Raw genomic sequence first — 15,764 nt, forward strand, 5'->3', positions numbered from 1 at the left:
GTCCCATATTGACCTTACCTCTCCCGTACGATCCACATTCATAACCTCTTCCACCTCCATTCTATTCCAAAGATAAGTAATTTTCCAACAAAATTTACAGAACGCAACCATATTCTCGGAAAAAATAACAAGAGATGTATCCTCTGTACTGATCAGATACATCTCCTCTCTCCATTTTACAGGCGCCCTTCTAGGCAGTGGTCAGGGAGCGAGCCCGGAGAGGATTGCTTGTTTGACCCGCTGCCGTTCCTGCTTGGGAACGAGGTGGTACCAGCCCAGCACGCCGTTGTGCCAGATCCGCTCATCGGAGCCGGTCAGCGTATCCGATTGGATTGCGTTTGGCGTCGGGTCGCTGTATGAGAGCAGCAGGGAAGCAATCTCTTTCTCCGTCAAATCGGTTTTCACATGCTCGCCGAGTATTTCCATCAGGGTAAATGCCTTGGCAAACGCTTCTGCGGACGTACCCTTTTCCGCCAATGCCTGAACGATCTCCTGCTGCCTGGCGATGCGTTCGTAGTCGCTGTCCTCTTTGCCCAGATCGTTTTTGCGGTAGCGGGCGTAATCCAGCGCCTGATCGCCGTTTAACGTTTGCAGGCCGGGCATAAGGTCGATATGGGTATCATCGCTTGGGTCGGTATACTTCATTCGCTTTTTCACCTGGATCGGCACGCCGCCCAGCTCATCCACCACTTTTCGAAAGCCGTCAAAGTCAATGGTCACGTAGCGGTCGATCTTGACGTCGAGAAACTTTTCCAAAGATTGCACGACCAGCTTGGGGCCTCCGTACGCCATGGCATGGTTCAGCTTGTCGTAGCCTTTTCCCGGCAGCTCCGTGTAGCTGTCTCGCGGGATCGACAATAAATAGACCCGCTGCTTTTCAGGGTGAATCGCAGCCAGCATCATCGTGTCCGACCTTGCCCGTTCACCGTCCCGGCTGTCGATCCCCATCACGAGCAGGACAAATGGCTTCAGCGGCTTCGTCCCGGCTAGCAATTCAAGCGGGGCAACAGCGGAAGCAGGCCGTTCGACGGTTACTCCCGGTTTTGTGTCCAGCGGCGCATACCACCCTCTGGTCATTTGCTTGAACTGATAAGCGCTGTATCCGACGGAAGCGATCAGAAAAACTGCCAGGCTGAACACCGTGTAGCGGAGAAGCTTCTTCCCGTGCTTGCGGATGAAGGAAAAGAAAGTGATCATGTGCGAACCCCCTTTGACGTATCCCGAACGGTCGACAGACGCGTATTGGCAGATGGAAATTGCGTTGCGGCAAAAGCCGCTGCAAACGACGCAAATGGCAAACTGGGCCGTTCATGGCTCCAGCAGGCTGTCGTGTACGAAAAAACCCCATCTTCGCGGTGCTTGGATGGGGTCTTGCTTTCCATTTTTAACAGGGGATTCGTTTTTTAAACCTGCAATCGCTTGTTTTTATGGCCTTTCCACAATCATCGCCATGCCCATGCCGCCACCGACGCAAAGGGTAGCCAATCCGTACCTGGACCCTCGGCGCTTCATCTCGTGGAGGAGGGTGACAACGATTCGGCAGCCTGTGGAGCCGACCGGATGACCGAGGGAAATGCCGCTACCGTTTACGTTGGTGATCGTACGCGGCAGCTCCAACAGCTTTTCCACTGCCAGATACTGTGCTGCAAACGCTTCGTTCACCTCGATCAGCTCGATATCAGCCAGAGTCAGTCCTGCCTTCGCCAATGCTTTTTTGACGGCTGGCACAGGGCCATAACCCATCAGATCCGGCTCCACCCCGGCCCATGCATAGGAAACGATGCGGCCGAGCGGTGCAAGTCCGGCTTCGCTTGCCCTGCGCTCACTCATCAGGATCACGGCGGACGCACCGTCATTCAATCCTGATGCATTCCCCGCTGTCACCGTACCATTCTCACGGAAGCTCGGCTTTAGCTTGGCCAGACCTTCTCTCGTCACCTCTCGTCTCGGATGCTCATCGGTATCCACGAGTACGGTTTCCCCGCGTTTTTTTACCGGGACAGGGATGATCTCCTCCTGAAAAAGTCCCCCGTCGATGGCGCGGATGGCGTTCTGCTGGCTCCTCAGAGCGATTTCGTCCTGCTCTTCCCGGGTGATGCCGTAAAGGTCTACCAGGCGCTCGACTGTTTCACCCATTAAAACGCCATGATGCGGGTCGGTCAGGAGCTCCCACATGGAGTCGGTCATCTCTCCGTGTGTCAGCCGCTTGCCCCAACGGGCGTTTTTCAGCACATACGGGGCGTTGCTCATGCTCTCCACTCCGCCTGCGATGACGACCTCCGCCTCGCCAAGCATGATTTGAGACACTCCACTGGCGATTGCCTGCATCCCGGACGCACATTGGCGCTGTACCGTAAATCCGGTCACTTCTTTTCCCAATCCGGCATCCAGGGCTGCCACGCGGGCGATGTTGGCCTCATCCGAGCGCTGGATACAATTGCCGAAAATGACTTCATTGATCAGTGCCGGGTCGATGCTTGCCTTGTCGATGACACCTCTGACGGCTGTCTCCGCCAACTTGCGAGCGCTTACATCTTTCAGCGCACCGCCAAACGTACCGATAGGTGTACGCCCGGCAGCCACAATGACTACTTGATCCATCCGACATCTCCTCCTCCGCCAACTGCGGTTGATCTGGCCTTCTTTCTCCATTTTGACACAGACCTGTTACAAGCGTGAACGAATATTTGCCGCAGGCGGTTTGTTAACCGATTTTCTCCATCATCACAGTCACCCACTCGTCGCTGGTCGACTCTTCCATGCATCGATAGCCCGCCTGCTCATAGGCGGCAATGACCTTTTCCCTGTTCCATACTACGATCCCGGAGAGGATCACATGCCCTCGAGGCGCGAGATGCCTGTCCACTACAGGAAGGATGGAAACGTCCTCGTCCCCGCCGATATTGAGCAAAATGAGATCTACCTCTTCCGGCAGCTCCGCCTCTACTCCAGGGTCTGCGATATCACCGATCACGATTTTCACGGCGTGTTCTCCAAGCTGATTGTTTGCTGCGTTGACGCGAATCTGATAATCGCTCTGCTGGTTGATATCCACCGCCCAGACCGGCATTTCGGCTCCGTTTTTCACACAGAAAAGGGAAAGGATGCCCGAGCCTGCTCCGATGTCCAGTACCCGTTTGCCGGACGGGGACCATTTTTGCAGCAATCTCAAAATATCCTGTGTCGTCCCGTGATAGCCTGTTCCAAAAGCTGCCCCCGGATCGATCCAAAGGACGCGATCCGCTTTTAGCACCTCTTCAGCCGTATTCCAGGACGGCGCAATCCACCAGTCTCCCACGCGCACCTCGCGGAATTCATCCTTCCACGAATCGTTTTCTTCGGCTACCTGTTCGACCTGCTGAAGTCGCACGGCCTCTCCCCAACGGCTGATATAGGCTTGGAGCTTCTCCACTTGTCCGGCCGCGCTCTCTTGAATCGGTTCAAATAAATAGACGATGACCGGGCCATTGGTGTTTTCCGCGTAATCATACCCGTTTTCCGTGGTCAAGACCTCGATTTGCGGCTCAACCCATCCAAGCGTATACGGACTTTCCAAAACCTCCCCCACAAACAAATCTTCCATTTCTCTGTCTACCAATAGGGTGTACTTATGCCATGTCGATTCCATTTTTTCAAGCTTGCTCCTTCCTCGTTTTTCAGCTTCGCTTGTCTTCTTCAAATAGCCAGAAACGGTAGTTTAATGATATGATACAATAATGGACTCATATCCACTCTGGAGGTATTCAGATGTTTGATGAATTTTTCTACCGCCGTCGGAAAAACAAAACGATGCTTGTCTTGATGATAGGCTTGATTATCCTGGGGATCGGCCTGTTTGCGATGGGTTTTCTGTATATGTTCTAAGGCCGCTTTACTTCCCCTTGTTTACTCGATTATACTTGAGAATGTGTTTTTCCTGTACGTTTGATATAGAAAGAAGGTTCACACCATGTCGCGTATACTCATCTCCGGGTATTACGGTTTCAACAATGCCGGAGACGATGTAGTCCTGTACGGCATCATCAGCGCGCTCAGGCGGGAACAACCGAATATATCGCTGGCCGTGTTGTCCAATCAGCCGGATCGGACAACCTCCCTGTTTGGTATCCCGGCGTACAACCGCTGGAGCCTGCCTGTCATCATGCGCGAGTTGATGAAAAGCGACATGCTGGTGATGGGTGGCGGAACCCTGATGCAGGACGTCACGAGTCCCCGCAGCGTTCTCTACTATCTGGGCATCGTGACGATCGCCAAGATGCTGGGCAAGCCGGTCGTTTTTTACGCCCAGGGGTTTGGCCCGATCCTCAAGAGAATCAGCCGCACCCTGATCAAACGGGTCGTGAATCGCGTCGACGTAATTACGGTTCGCGACTACGAGTCGGGCGACGACTTCAAAGCCTGCGGGGTGACAAAAGCTCCGATATATGTAACGGCCGATCCAGCTATGACAATCTCGCCAAGCGATGTATCCGACGAGCGGGGGCAAGAGCTGCTTCGCGGTTTATTTCCCGATCTGACAAAGCCGCTGGTCGCGATCTCGGTTCGTGACTGGAAGCAGGAGCAAGCCTTTAAACAGGTCATCGCCCGCGCTTCCGACATGTTCGTTGAAAAAGGATGGAACGTGCTGTTTTTGCCCATGCATTTTCCCAGTGATCTCGCCCCTTCGCGCGAAATTATCGGGATGATGCGTAGCGCTGGCGCACAGCTTCTGGACGCGTCTGTCACCTTTCACGATATCATGTCCGTGCTGAAACAGTGTGACTATGTCGTCGGCATGCGCCTGCACTCGTTGATTCTGGCCTGCATGCTGCAAACGCCGTTTACCGGTATTTCCTACGACCCGAAAATCGACCGATTTGTGGAACGCGCAGGCATGCCGAGCGCCGGACACATTACCCAGCTGGATGAATCCTTCCTGCTGCCCCTGCTGGAGGAGCGCATTTCGCAGCTCGACCGGGAAAGGGAAATCATCAAAGAGCATTCCCGGATACTCGCCCAGGAAGCTTCCAAAAGCAGCGAGCTGGTGCTCAAAGCTTTGCGACGTTCATAAATATTCGGGCCCTGCCGGGACGTTCAGTCTTTGCGGGGCTCTTTTCCGAATGCACGAAAGGAGGACTTTCCGTGTCCCTATCCTCTCAGCTGTTGCTTTCACTAAATAAATTATTTCCTCTTCCCGTCCATCCGTTCAATCTCGCCAATGACGGGCAGATGAGCTACACCGAATGGCAGTTTCAAAAAGGGGAGCAGACGATCCAATTTTTTCTCGACTACCATACCCAGGACCAGATGTTCCGCGATAAAACCGTACTGGACATCGGCTGCGGCGGTGGCGGAAAGACCTGCTATTACGGTACCTTTGGACCAAAAGAAATGATCGGTATCGACATCGTGCCCCACTACGCGGAAGAAGGCAATGCCTTTGCCCGCGAAAAAGGGCTGGATGACCGCGTACGCTTCATGACAGCCGACTCCGCCGAGCTGCCTTTTGCAGACAATACCTTTGACACGATTATCATGAACGATGCGATGGAGCACGTAGACCGGCCCGAGCTCACGCTGGAAGAGTGCTTCCGCGTACTCAAGCCCGGCGGCCATCTGTACATCAATTTTCCTCCTTACTATCATCCCTACGGTGCCCATTTGTCCGATGCGATCGGCATTCCCTGGGTCCATGCCTTTTTCTCCGAGCAAGCGCTGATCGACGCATACAAGAAGCTGGTCCGCGATTTGCCGGACGGACAAGACCGGATCTCTTTCCGCTTTGGCAAAAAGCCGGATGGCAGCGATACGATCGCCTACATCAATCAGATGACGATCAAGCGCTTCCGGCGAATCCAGCAAGGCGTCTCCCACCCTGCTGTCTACCAGCGCGAAGTACCGCTGCGGGAAGTGACCGCGGGTCTGGCGAAACTGCCGCTTTTCCGGGAGTTTTTCGTCAAGATGGTCGTCTGTGTGTACAGAAAGCAGGGATAGGTCCCGCGCTGGGCAACATTGTGGAAAAAGCAGGGATTTCCCCCCGTACACGCGAGATATATTCTCGCGTGCTTTTTTTATAAGACGGGGCTTTGCGTTTGTCATCTTGACCCTATTAGTCTCGCCCCCTGCAAACTTGTGCACGAATTGTCGGATGGGTTCCGGCGGCTTTTGCTATCCTCTAAGCCATGGGAGGTCATGAAAGATGGATTGGCTTGATAAAATGAATGCTGCCCTTCGTTATATTGAGGAAAATCTGACGGAGGATATTGATTTCGCTGAAGTCGCCCGGCTGGCCTGCTGCTCCCGGTACCATTTTACGAGGATGTTTGCTTTTATCGCGGGCGTTACACTGTCGGAATATATTCGACGCCGGCGCCTTACCTTGGCAGCTTTTGAGCTCACAGACAAAAACGTCAGGATCATCGATGTGGCGATCAAATACGGGTACAGCTCGCCTGACTCGTTTACCAGAGCCTTTCAAAGCTTGCATGGCGTAACGCCGTCAGAAGCGAGAAACAGCGGCCATTCGCTCAAAGCGTATCCTCCGATGACCTTTCATATTTCAATCAAAGGAGGAAGCAGTATGAATTATCGCATCGTGGAAAAAGAGGCATTTCGTATCGTCGGGTACAAGAAAAGGGTTCCCTTGATTTACAACGGGGTGAATCCGGAAATTGCCTCCATGTGGGAAGCTCTGGATGAAAGCAAGATCCAGCTATTGAAGCAGCTTTCAACTGTCGAGCCAAAGGGCCTGATCAGCGCATCGACGAATTTTTCCGAAGGGCGGCGGGAACACGGGGAGCTCGATCATTACATCGGCGCGGCAACGACGCTGGATGGCCCCGATGACCTGGCTCAGCTTGAGGTACCGGCATCCACATGGGCTGTCTTCGAGTCTGTCGGACCGTTTCCAGACACCCTCCAAAGCATCTGGGGCCGCATTTATTCCGAATGGTTTCCGTCCGCAAGCTATGAACTCGCGGAAGGCCCGGAAATGCTGTGGAATGAAAATAAGGACATTGCCTCTCCCACGTTTAAAAGCGAAATCTGGATTCCGGTCGTCAAAAAGGATCGCTGAGTCTGCGGCCTGAAATGGTTAAAAGACAGGAAAACAGTGCTGGCCCCTCATGTGTTCGTGAAAACGAAACTCATTGTACCAACAAAGGCTCTTATCCCGTGAGGATAAGAGCCTTCTTTTTGACTACCGCGCATCTGAAGAAGAGGACTGTTTCTTGCGCAGAGCGTTCATCAGCATGCGGAGCTTGTTGCCGCCCGGCAGCCATTCCAGTTCCTTCTCGTGAATGAGCGGAATAATGAGCAAAAGTCCGAGGTAGACGATCAGCCCGACGCCGACACCAGCCACGGTCTCTGCTGCCCCCAGAAGACGCGCTTTCCAGTGAAGCAAATACCCGACAGCCTCTGTCGTCCCCCAAGCCAAAAGCAGCATCAGATTGGACACCAAGAGCGGGTACAGCGCATCGATCTTCCAGTTGATCTCCACCCGAACGTAGCGGGCGATGATCCGCATATTCAGCAGGCACACAATCGACGTAGCCACCAGCCAGGAAACGGACAGGCCTTCCATTCCCATGATTGATGTAAACAACAGCGTCGCGGCGATTTTGATCAGCACACCCCAGACGAGGTTCAGCGCGGGCAGCTTTTCTTTGCCCAAGCCTTGCAGGATGCCATTGGTCGCCAATAGGAGCGAGAGCGGGATCGCACTGACCCCGAGAATCGCCATCGCCTTCGTCCCTTCCACATCTCCGTACAGAGCGAGATTGGCGCCTTCGGCAACCGCAGTCAGCCCAAGACCAGCGGGCAAACCGATCAGCCAGGCGAAGCGCATCGACAGCTTGGTTAAGGTTTGCACGCGTTCCTCGTCTCCCTGACGCTTCGCCTCTGCGATGGCAGGAACAATCGAAAGGGCAATGGACGAGCCGAACAGGCTGGCGAGCTGCAGGAGCGGACCGCCCCGGCTGTAAATGCCGAACCAGGTATCAGCCGTCAATCCGTCTACCTGCCAGACGTAGCGAAAAATATTGATCGCCAAAAAGGAGTCTACCAGGCTGAAGATCGGAATGACCAGGGCGCTGATGCAGATCGGCCAGGCGATCCGCCACATGGACAGGAAGAACTTCCGGTCATACCACCAGTCCAGCCGCTTCCAATCGCCGCCGATTGTTCCCGGCTGCTTGCGCTTGTGCAGCCACAAAAGCAACGCCAGAAAAACAAGACTGAGCATTGTACTGATCATCGTGCCGAAATTGACGCCGGTAATCACCGTATCCGTGTCTTCCCCCAGGGAGACCAGATACAAGGACGCGATCAAAATAAACGCCACCCGCAACGACTGCTCCACGATCTGCGACAGGCCTACATACATCATCTTTTGATGACCGTAAAAGAACCCGCGAAGAACCGCAATAAGCGGAACGAACAGCAGGGAGAGGGAAATCGCCCGTATCGGTTCGATCAGATGCGGATTCCCCATCATCCTGGCGATCAGCGGAGAGCTCACGTACAAAATGGCAAACAGGACGAGACCGATACCGCCCATCAGCACCATGCTGCGGGCGAGAATTTGGCTGACCGTCCCCTGCTTTCCCTCGGCCAGCGCTTCGGCGATCACACGGGACAAAGCGACAGGGACGCCGGCGGTGGCTAAGATCAGGAAGGTCAAATAGAGCGGATAAACCTCCTGATAAAGCCCGAGGCCGTTGTCTCCCACGATCTCCTGCAAGGGGATGCGGTAAAACATGCCGATTACTTTTGACAAAATCCCCGCCATCGCCAAAATAAAGGCGCCGGCGAGAAAACTATTTTTCACCATGGGAAGCTCCTTGTACAAACGTGGTAAAGGTTGAAATCCACTCTCTATCGTACTATCAATCGGCTCTAGTGGCAAACAGGTATAGGGTCCCAATTCGGCAGGAATACTGAGGGAATAGAAACCAAGGCACAACTTTGAATTATCTGCCGAAAAAGGAGGATTTCCTATGCCCCTGACCGGTTCTTTGATTCGAAACGTTCAATGGCCGCTAATGGAGCGTTTCAAGCAAAATCGAACACGTGTCTATATGCATGACCTGCGCGAGGCGCAAGCCCTCTCCGTTGAAAACCTAAAGTCTCGCCAGTCGGCCAAGCTGAGCCGGCTTCTGGAACACGCTGTTCATCACGTCCCTGCCTATACCGAGTTTGCCGAGGAATGGCATGCGGCAGGGAATAGCGAGGAGCCAGCCCGATTCCTGCAGCGGCTACCCCAGCTTGAGAAGAGCCGTTTTCGGGAGCAGGCCGACCGTTATTTGACGATAGGGGCCAACCCGGGTGAGCTGATCCCCAACCGGACAGGAGGCTCGACCGGGGAGCCGACCCGTTTTTTCCTCGACCGGCCTACGGTGGAACGCTACGAGGCTGCCCGTTGGCTCGGATTGTCATGGTACGGCATCCGGATCGGCGACCCTTCCGTGATGATCTGGGGCTCGCCGATCGAGCTGAACCGCCAGGACGCCCGCCGCTACCAGCTAAAGGAGCGCTGGCTGAAAAACAGGCTGATGATCCCCGCCTACGATTTGGACCAATCCCGAATCGAAGAGCATGTGAGGACAATCCGCCGCTTTCGTCCCGTCTACCTTTACGGTTACGCTTCCGCTCTTGCCTTGTTCGCCGAACTCATGCAGCAAGCCGGGCTCAGGCTGGGGTTTCCCCTCAAGGCGGTCGTCTCTACCGCAGAAACGCTGCATGATCACCAGCGCGCAGTGATCACAGAAGCATTTGAAGCTCCCGTCGTCAATGAATACGGCGCGAGAGACGGCGGGATCATCGCCTACCAGTGTCCGGCTGGCAGCATGCATGCGTTCAGCGAAAACTGCTATCTGGAAGTCGTCGACCCTGTTGCCGGAGAGCCTTTGCCCGTCGGGGAAGTCGGCGTACTGCTGGTGACCGACCTGCACAATCGCGTAATGCCGCGCCTGCGCTATCAACTGGGCGATATGCTCGCACTCTCGTCACAGAATTGCACATGCGGCATCAATTATCCTGTGCTTCAGGAAATCGACGGCCGGGTCGACGATATGTTCGTTTCCATGCGGGGCTCCTTTGTCCACGGCCATTTTATCAATCACATCATCCGCAATATGGAGAGCTTCCGGACGTTTCAGCTCGTCCAGCACGAGCCTGACCGATTGACGCTCCGTCTGGTCAAGCACCCTGAGCGGTTTCGGGCTGATGACGAAGAAAAAGTTCTCCAAGGCATACGCTCTGCCTTGGGTGACGCCAGTATCCGATTAGAATACGTGAAGCACATCCCTCCAACGCCGTCTGGCAAAACCAGATACGCCATCCGGGAATGCCCGCTTACTGTGTCCCCCCGGCCGGAGTAGACCGCCTTTTCAAGACCTTCTGCAGCAACTCCGAGACGAGCGGCTCCCTCAGGATGGTCAGGACGGCAAAGTACACGACTACAGCGCCGCCAATTCCTGTCAGCATGTAGAGCCAGAGCGGCATAGCTGACAGCCAGGGGTCCACACCGATCAAGACTGCTGCCATGACCACGCAGCCAGCCAGCGTTTTCAAGACCGTCAGCAGGAAGCTTTTCTGTACCAGAACGCCGATCCTGCGCCACAACAAAATAAACAGCAAAATCGCTTGGCTGAATGCGGAAATGGCCGTTCCCAGGGCAATTCCTCCGTGATCCAGCACAGGAATCAGCAAGTAGTTGGCGACAGCGTACACGCCGATCCCGACCACGCCGATGAGCACTGGTGTCCGCGTATTTTCCAAAGCGTAGAACGCCCTCGTGATCAGGTCCCGGGCAGCCAGTCCGTACAGAGCCAATCCGTAGAAAGGGAGCGCCCAGGCCGTCAGCATGACGGAACGCTCGTCAAAAGCGCCTCTCTCAAAGGCCAGCCTGATAATCGGCTCGGCGTAGACAATAAAGCCGACGCTGACGGGCAAAAGCAGGATGAGCAGGTAGGCCAGCCCCTTCTGCAGGGTGCTTTTCATCTGGTCCATCTCCCCCCGCTTCACAAAGCTTGCAAGCAGCGGAAACAGCGGCAGTGTAAAAGCGCCGACGAAAATCGCCATCGGCATTTGGACGAGCTGATTGGCGTTGGCAAGCGCACTGAGCTTGCCCCCTTCCAGGCCGTTGGCAAAGCCTCTTTCCAGGAACGTAGTCGCCTGGGCCACGACGGCCCCGATCAGGATCGGAATGACGCGCTCGCCCATGTCCCGCAAAGCGCGGTCTTCTCTCCAGTGAAAGGCGAGCCGGTGACTGTAATCAAATTGCTTAAGCGTGACGAGCATCGGCAGCATGGCAGCGAGATAACCGAGTGTCGTCGCGATTGCAAGGCCTACCGGGCCGTAATGCGGCACCAGCAAGTACATGCCCACGATCACCACGGCTCCGTTCGCTACGGCGGAAACCGTCGGCGTAAAAAAATGCTGGTGTGCGTTGCTTACGCTGGACCACAATCCCGTCAGCCCGATAAAGATCGCCGACGGCCACATCCAGCGAAGCATTTCCGCCGTGAGCGCCAGGGTGTCGCCTTTTGTTCCCAGCAGCATCGCGATCGGCTCCGCAAACAAAATGCCGAGCACCGCGATCAGCGTGAATACGACGAGTACAATCGTCAGCATTTTGTGGTAAAGCTCACCGGTTCGCTCCTCTTTTTCCAGCATCCCCCGCATCGTCGGGATGAGTACGGCGTTAATCGCGCCAGGTATGACCAGAAACAAGGCAAGCGGAATCGTTGCCGCCGTGTTGAAGGCGTCGGTAAGTTTATCCGTTCCATACAGGCTGTTTACGTAAATGCTGCGAAAGAAGCCCAGAAGCCTGCCGACCAATGTCAGCACGATAATCATCGAGGCTGTTTTTAGCAAACTCATAAAATCGATTCTCCCATCTCTGCGACCAAATACATCTGCAACAGGCAAATACACCTGCTATCATATCGCATTTCTCTCAATCCTACCAATCTCTTTCCCCGCCGCCTTGCGACAACGAACGTCAATTCATTATAATGGATGAGTTAATCCAATGTAGGAGGATTTAAAAACAAATGAGAGAGACTGTGTTGAAGTGGGGGAGCCGCCCTATTACGTGGTTGTCTTTGCTTATGGCCTATCCCCTTATCGATTACGTCTTGCGCAAGTTCTTGCCGATACCTGTCGTATCATCGCTATGGGATGAGGGGCTACTGATTGTCCTCCTGCTGTTTGCGTTTGCCGCCTATTTCAAAGGCGCACGCAAGCTGCCATCCATCAAGCACCCGTTTATCGCGTTCATCGTCTTTGGCATCGCCCTGATGGTAACCGATATGACCAACTGGGATGCGAGTGTCGAGGGCTTTCGCGCCGTCTATCAGTACATGATCGCCTTTTTCATTGGTTTTTATCTGCTGGCGGACAGACAGCAGATGGCCAATATGCTGAAGGTTTTGTCGCTGATCGGTTTTATCACAGGTTTGTACGGGATCGCCCAGGTGATATTGGGTGTGGAAACGCCGATGGGCTGGGTCCAGGAGGGCGAGTCGACCACAACCCGGGCCTTTTCATTCGTCACCAGCCCGAACGTTCTCGGCAGTTACATGGCCTTGATCGCACCTATTTCTGTCGGACTTGCCCTGTATGTAGATAATGGAAAAGAACGGCTGCTCTGGATCGTCGTCGCCCTGTCTTCGCTTTTGGCGCTGGTCCTGACCGGATCGCGGGGTGCGTGGATCGCTCTGGCCGCCGCGCTGTTTGCCTGCTTTTACATTTGGAAGAAGCGCTGGGCTGGCTATCTGGTCCTTGCCGGAATCGTCGGAGTTCTCGCTCTCTATTTCGTGGTGCCTGAATCCGTACCGCTCGTCGGAACGATCAAAAACCGGATTTTCACGCTGTTTACTCCGGAGTACATGGAAGCTAGTGCACAGGCCGGACGACTCAAGCGTTGGGTTGATGCCTACGACAAAATGAGGCTGGAACCATTGTTTGGCGTCGGTCTGGGTCACCATGGCGGTGCCGTCGGGTCACGTCACTTCGGAACGATTTACACGGACAGCTATTTGTTCAAGAGCATTGCGGAGCTTGGCCTGATCGGGGTCGGCATGCTGATCGGCCTGATCGTCATGATCCTCCGCTACGCGGCTCGCGTGGTCCGCTCCCTGGTCAACAAGCCTGAGTTTTTCATGGTCCTGGGACTGTTCGGAGGCCTTGTCGCAGTCGTACTCCACAATACCGTGGAGAATATTTTCGAAGTGCCGTTCATGTCACTCTACTTCTGGCTGTTTGGCGGCTTCCTGGTAGCGCTGTACGCCGATCAAACGAACGAGAAAAGGTGGTGAGCTTACGCCCATGAAACGAAATGGAGCTTTGTCTGCAGTGAACTGGGCCTTGTACGCCATCGCCCTGTTCCTGATCTATCATATTTTGGTGAAGCCGGCGTTCCTCGACTTGTCCTGGATCGCATTGGTTATATTGTTGCCGCTGCTCGCCCTCTGCTACTATTTGCCGCATCCGGACGAGCGCAGGCAGATTGTCGTCTTTTCGCTGGGCTTTCTGCTCCTGGATCGGTCATTGACCCAGCTTGATGTCAAATCGATGGTCGCAGTCATCGTTGGCGGCGCCGTTGCGATCATCGTGGTTGCCGCTTTGGCGAAGTGGTACGGACGCCTGAGCTGGAAAGCCGTCGGCGCACTCGTGCTGATCGCCGTCATTGCAAACACGACGTTTTATCGCGATAACCTGTACGCACTCAGTCACTTTACGGTGAAATACGAGTCTGATCGCCTGTACAACGGAAGCTGGGTCGATTATTTCCCGATCGCCCTTCATGACGTAGACGGCGACGGCAAGCAGGAAATTATTACGTACGGCAATGCCGATGAGCTTCCTCTCCCGGATGAAGAAGCGCCGAAACCGGAGACAGAGGAAGAGAAAAAGGCGCTGGCTGACAAACTGCTTCACCTGCAGGCTGAGCCGCTCTCTCTGTACGTGATGAAGTGGCAGGACGGCAAGCTGGTTCGGATGCCAAATGATCAGATTCCGGCCGAAACATTGACAGCTGTTAAAGAAAAACTGCCATCAGATTTTCCGGGATTCCCGTACTATACGATGAAAGATGACCAGCTGGTGCCAAATGTTCAGCGTCAATCCTTTGCGGAAGGCATGCTGCAGATCGGCACCGCCCCGTATCGTGCCCTCTTGCTGGACCTGCAAAACATCGGGGACAAGCTGGCCGAAAATAACGGCAATATGGATGGCAGACTCTCTTTGGGAACGAAGTTCAAGGATCTCAGCATCCGTGAGGGTTTGCTGAGCGGTACGTACGAAGGCAAGCCTTTTGCCGCTACGACGAAAGCAACGAGAATTCTCGACACGATGAAGCTGCCGGACGGACGCGAGGGTCTCATGATCATGGGCGAACACATGAGTGTATTGGCTGTAGAGCCGGATGGTACGACTGTCGAAGCATACACATTGACTCGCAAGGAGACTGCACTGGCGACTGCCCGATTCATTCCGGCCGATGTGGACAATGACGGTGCGGATGAATTGCTGATCGGCAACAAGCCGTCTTACATCCTGAAAGCGATGCCTGATGGAAAATGGGACGTTTTGTGGTCGAGTCAGGAAGGCGACGAAAGCTTCAGCTTTACCAACTATGCCAAAGTGGGCAATGAAGACCAACCGGAGCTCATCGCTCAAGCGAAAAGCTGGGTCAGCATGAACAAGACCCGCTATCTGTCCGGTTATACCTATACACCGGAAGGATTGGAGCATAACTGGCGCATTTACATGCCTCTGCTCAACATTCAAATCGGCGACATCGACGGTGACCAATCGAACGAGATCGTTGCTTCCATCTATGACCAGCACCGCATTCTCGTATTCAAACGCCACAATGTACCAGTCGTTCCGCTCGTCAGTCTCTTGTTCATCGGATTGATTGGATACGGGATCGTAAGGAGGGTTCGCCATGCGTAAACGGACCACCGCGCTGCTTGCTCTGTCTGCTCTCGTTTCCGCTTCGCTGTTGACAGGCTGCACCTATGAGTCGGGTCCAAAGTCGTTCGCGCTGACCAATTACGGGGCTACGGACAGTACTCCCGCACAGACGGAATCTGCGACTGAATGGCTTCAGACAGCGCTGGAAAAAGGAAAAACCGATCCGAATGCACAGAAATATTGGTACAAGGGACACGTGATCAACTACATCATGGCCCGCACGACAACCAGCATGTTTAACGGCGCTGTCCGCAACCCTGACGGTTACAACGTGGACGCCCGGATCGCCCGTCAGGACTACCAGTACTACCGCATCGGAGACAAGAACTATGTTCGCGTCAAAGACGCCTGGATGACGGCGCGGGAGACGCCTCTCGAGTTTGATGTACTCAAAGGCTTTGACGACTGGCTCCCGTTCCTGGATCAAGCCGTGCAGCTCAATGACGACAAGGTGTACGGAACCGTCTGCGTACCCTTCCAGCTGAAGATAACCGGAGCTGAGTGGCTGGAAAAGAGCAACAGTCCGCTCTTTGAGTCTTTGAAAAAGCAGTTGGGAGATCGGCCCGACCTGGATTATATTTTGAAGGAATCAACCATTAAAACGACGTTCTGGATCGGCAAGGATGACCGCCTGCTCCATCAGTACGAAACCTGGATCATCCTGCCGATGCCCGAAGGCGGCACGATGGACCAGCAAATCTTCTTCCAGATGTTCAAATACAATGACTCTGGAATCGAAATTAAGGATCCAGAAGAAGTCGAGAAGTACTTGCTCTATTAACGCACGGGAAGAAAATCAG

12 protein-coding genes are annotated in these 15,764 nt (G+C 54.4%); 7 read left to right on the forward strand and 5 right to left on the reverse strand.

The features are described 5' to 3' along the window. Window positions 1-201: 201 nt before the first annotated feature. The 3 genes from V5G20_RS19940 to V5G20_RS19950 form a co-directional block, all read right to left on the reverse strand. On the reverse strand, window positions 202-1,197 hold the full coding sequence (locus V5G20_RS19940) for an LCP family protein (RefSeq protein WP_003387760.1): 996 nt from the start codon (window positions 1,195-1,197) through the stop codon (window positions 202-204). A 228-nt stretch (window positions 1,198-1,425) separates the two neighbouring features. After that, window positions 1,426-2,601 carry a thiolase family protein gene (locus V5G20_RS19945; protein ID WP_024984379.1) on the reverse strand — a complete coding sequence of 392 codons (1,176 nt, stop codon included), beginning with the start codon at window positions 2,599-2,601 and terminating at the stop codon, window positions 1,426-1,428. Between the two features lie 103 nt (window positions 2,602-2,704). Beyond that, on the reverse strand, window positions 2,705-3,628 hold the full coding sequence (locus tag V5G20_RS19950) for a 50S ribosomal protein L11 methyltransferase (protein ID WP_003387763.1): 924 nt from the start codon (window positions 3,626-3,628) through the stop codon (window positions 2,705-2,707). 321 nt (window positions 3,629-3,949) lie between these two features. Between V5G20_RS19950 and csaB the strand changes: the two genes are divergently transcribed. The 3 genes from csaB to V5G20_RS19965 all read left to right on the forward strand — a co-directional run bounded on the left by csaB (window position 3,950) and on the right by V5G20_RS19965 (window position 7,054). After that, complete coding sequence (csaB, locus tag V5G20_RS19955) at window positions 3,950-5,050, forward strand: polysaccharide pyruvyl transferase CsaB (RefSeq protein WP_122958126.1); 1,101 nt, start codon at window positions 3,950-3,952, stop codon at window positions 5,048-5,050. Window positions 5,051-5,121: 71 nt separating this feature from the next. Next, window positions 5,122-5,973, forward strand: a complete 852-nt coding sequence (locus V5G20_RS19960; RefSeq protein WP_024984383.1) for a class I SAM-dependent methyltransferase — start codon at window positions 5,122-5,124, stop codon at window positions 5,971-5,973. Between the two features lie 205 nt (window positions 5,974-6,178). Next, a complete protein-coding gene (locus V5G20_RS19965; RefSeq protein WP_338461920.1) occupies window positions 6,179-7,054 on the forward strand; it encodes an AraC family transcriptional regulator in 876 nt (291 codons plus the stop codon). A gap of 123 nt (window positions 7,055-7,177) precedes the next feature. Here V5G20_RS19965 and V5G20_RS19970 read toward each other — a convergent pair whose 3' ends face one another. Continuing rightward, complete coding sequence (locus tag V5G20_RS19970; protein ID WP_371862570.1) at window positions 7,178-8,806, reverse strand: putative polysaccharide biosynthesis protein; 1,629 nt, start codon at window positions 8,804-8,806, stop codon at window positions 7,178-7,180. 169 nt (window positions 8,807-8,975) lie between these two features. Between V5G20_RS19970 and V5G20_RS19975 the strand changes: the two genes are divergently transcribed. Next, window positions 8,976-10,358 (forward strand): phenylacetate--CoA ligase family protein, encoded by a 1,383-nt coding sequence (locus V5G20_RS19975; RefSeq protein WP_311067659.1) that lies wholly within the window; start codon window positions 8,976-8,978, stop codon window positions 10,356-10,358. On the opposite strand, the gene murJ is transcribed toward V5G20_RS19975, so the two are convergent. Further along, window positions 10,333-11,862 carry a murein biosynthesis integral membrane protein MurJ gene (gene murJ / locus V5G20_RS19980; protein WP_003387770.1) on the reverse strand — a complete coding sequence of 510 codons (1,530 nt, stop codon included), beginning with the start codon at window positions 11,860-11,862 and terminating at the stop codon, window positions 10,333-10,335. The two genes, V5G20_RS19975 and murJ, sit on opposite strands and share 26 nt — an antisense overlap. A 173-nt stretch (window positions 11,863-12,035) precedes the next feature. Between murJ and V5G20_RS19985 the strand changes: the two genes are divergently transcribed. The 3 genes from V5G20_RS19985 to V5G20_RS19995 are packed head-to-tail and all read left to right on the forward strand — an operon-like array spanning window position 12,036 to window position 15,745. Next, complete coding sequence (locus V5G20_RS19985; protein WP_003387771.1) at window positions 12,036-13,301, forward strand: O-antigen ligase family protein; 1,266 nt, start codon at window positions 12,036-12,038, stop codon at window positions 13,299-13,301. A gap of 10 nt (window positions 13,302-13,311) precedes the next feature. Continuing rightward, the gene (locus tag V5G20_RS19990) at window positions 13,312-14,943 is read left to right on the forward strand and encodes a hypothetical protein (RefSeq protein WP_003387772.1); all 1,632 of its coding nucleotides are present in this window, start codon (window positions 13,312-13,314) and stop codon (window positions 14,941-14,943) included. After that, window positions 14,936-15,745, forward strand: a complete 810-nt coding sequence (locus V5G20_RS19995) for a hypothetical protein (RefSeq protein ID WP_003387773.1) — start codon at window positions 14,936-14,938, stop codon at window positions 15,743-15,745. Before V5G20_RS19990 ends, V5G20_RS19995 begins: the two co-directional genes overlap by 8 nt. Window positions 15,746-15,764 lie beyond the last annotated feature (19 nt).

Source organism: Brevibacillus borstelensis, from assembly GCF_036700025.1.
GTDB lineage: Bacteria > Bacillota > Bacilli > Brevibacillales > Brevibacillaceae > Brevibacillus > Brevibacillus borstelensis.

What these genes read in the sequence shown, in the direction of transcription:
- murJ (WP_003387770.1), bottom strand. Translation starts at nt 11,862, where the DNA reads ATGAGTTTGCTAAAAACAGCCTCGATGATTATCGTGCTGACATTGGTC.
- V5G20_RS19985 (WP_003387771.1), top strand. Translation starts at nt 12,036, where the DNA reads ATGAGAGAGACTGTGTTGAAGTGGGGGAGCCGCCCTATTACGTGGTTG.
- csaB (WP_122958126.1), top strand. Translation starts at nt 3,950, where the DNA reads ATGTCGCGTATACTCATCTCCGGGTATTACGGTTTCAACAATGCCGGA.
- V5G20_RS19975 (WP_311067659.1), top strand. Translation starts at nt 8,976, where the DNA reads ATGCCCCTGACCGGTTCTTTGATTCGAAACGTTCAATGGCCGCTAATG.
- V5G20_RS19945 (WP_024984379.1), bottom strand. Translation starts at nt 2,601, where the DNA reads ATGGATCAAGTAGTCATTGTGGCTGCCGGGCGTACACCTATCGGTACG.
- V5G20_RS19950 (WP_003387763.1), bottom strand. Translation starts at nt 3,628, where the DNA reads ATGGAATCGACATGGCATAAGTACACCCTATTGGTAGACAGAGAAATG.
- V5G20_RS19940 (WP_003387760.1), bottom strand. Translation starts at nt 1,197, where the DNA reads ATGATCACTTTCTTTTCCTTCATCCGCAAGCACGGGAAGAAGCTTCTC.
- V5G20_RS19965 (WP_338461920.1), top strand. Translation starts at nt 6,179, where the DNA reads ATGGATTGGCTTGATAAAATGAATGCTGCCCTTCGTTATATTGAGGAA.
- V5G20_RS19990 (WP_003387772.1), top strand. Translation starts at nt 13,312, where the DNA reads ATGAAACGAAATGGAGCTTTGTCTGCAGTGAACTGGGCCTTGTACGCC.
- V5G20_RS19995 (WP_003387773.1), top strand. Translation starts at nt 14,936, where the DNA reads ATGCGTAAACGGACCACCGCGCTGCTTGCTCTGTCTGCTCTCGTTTCC.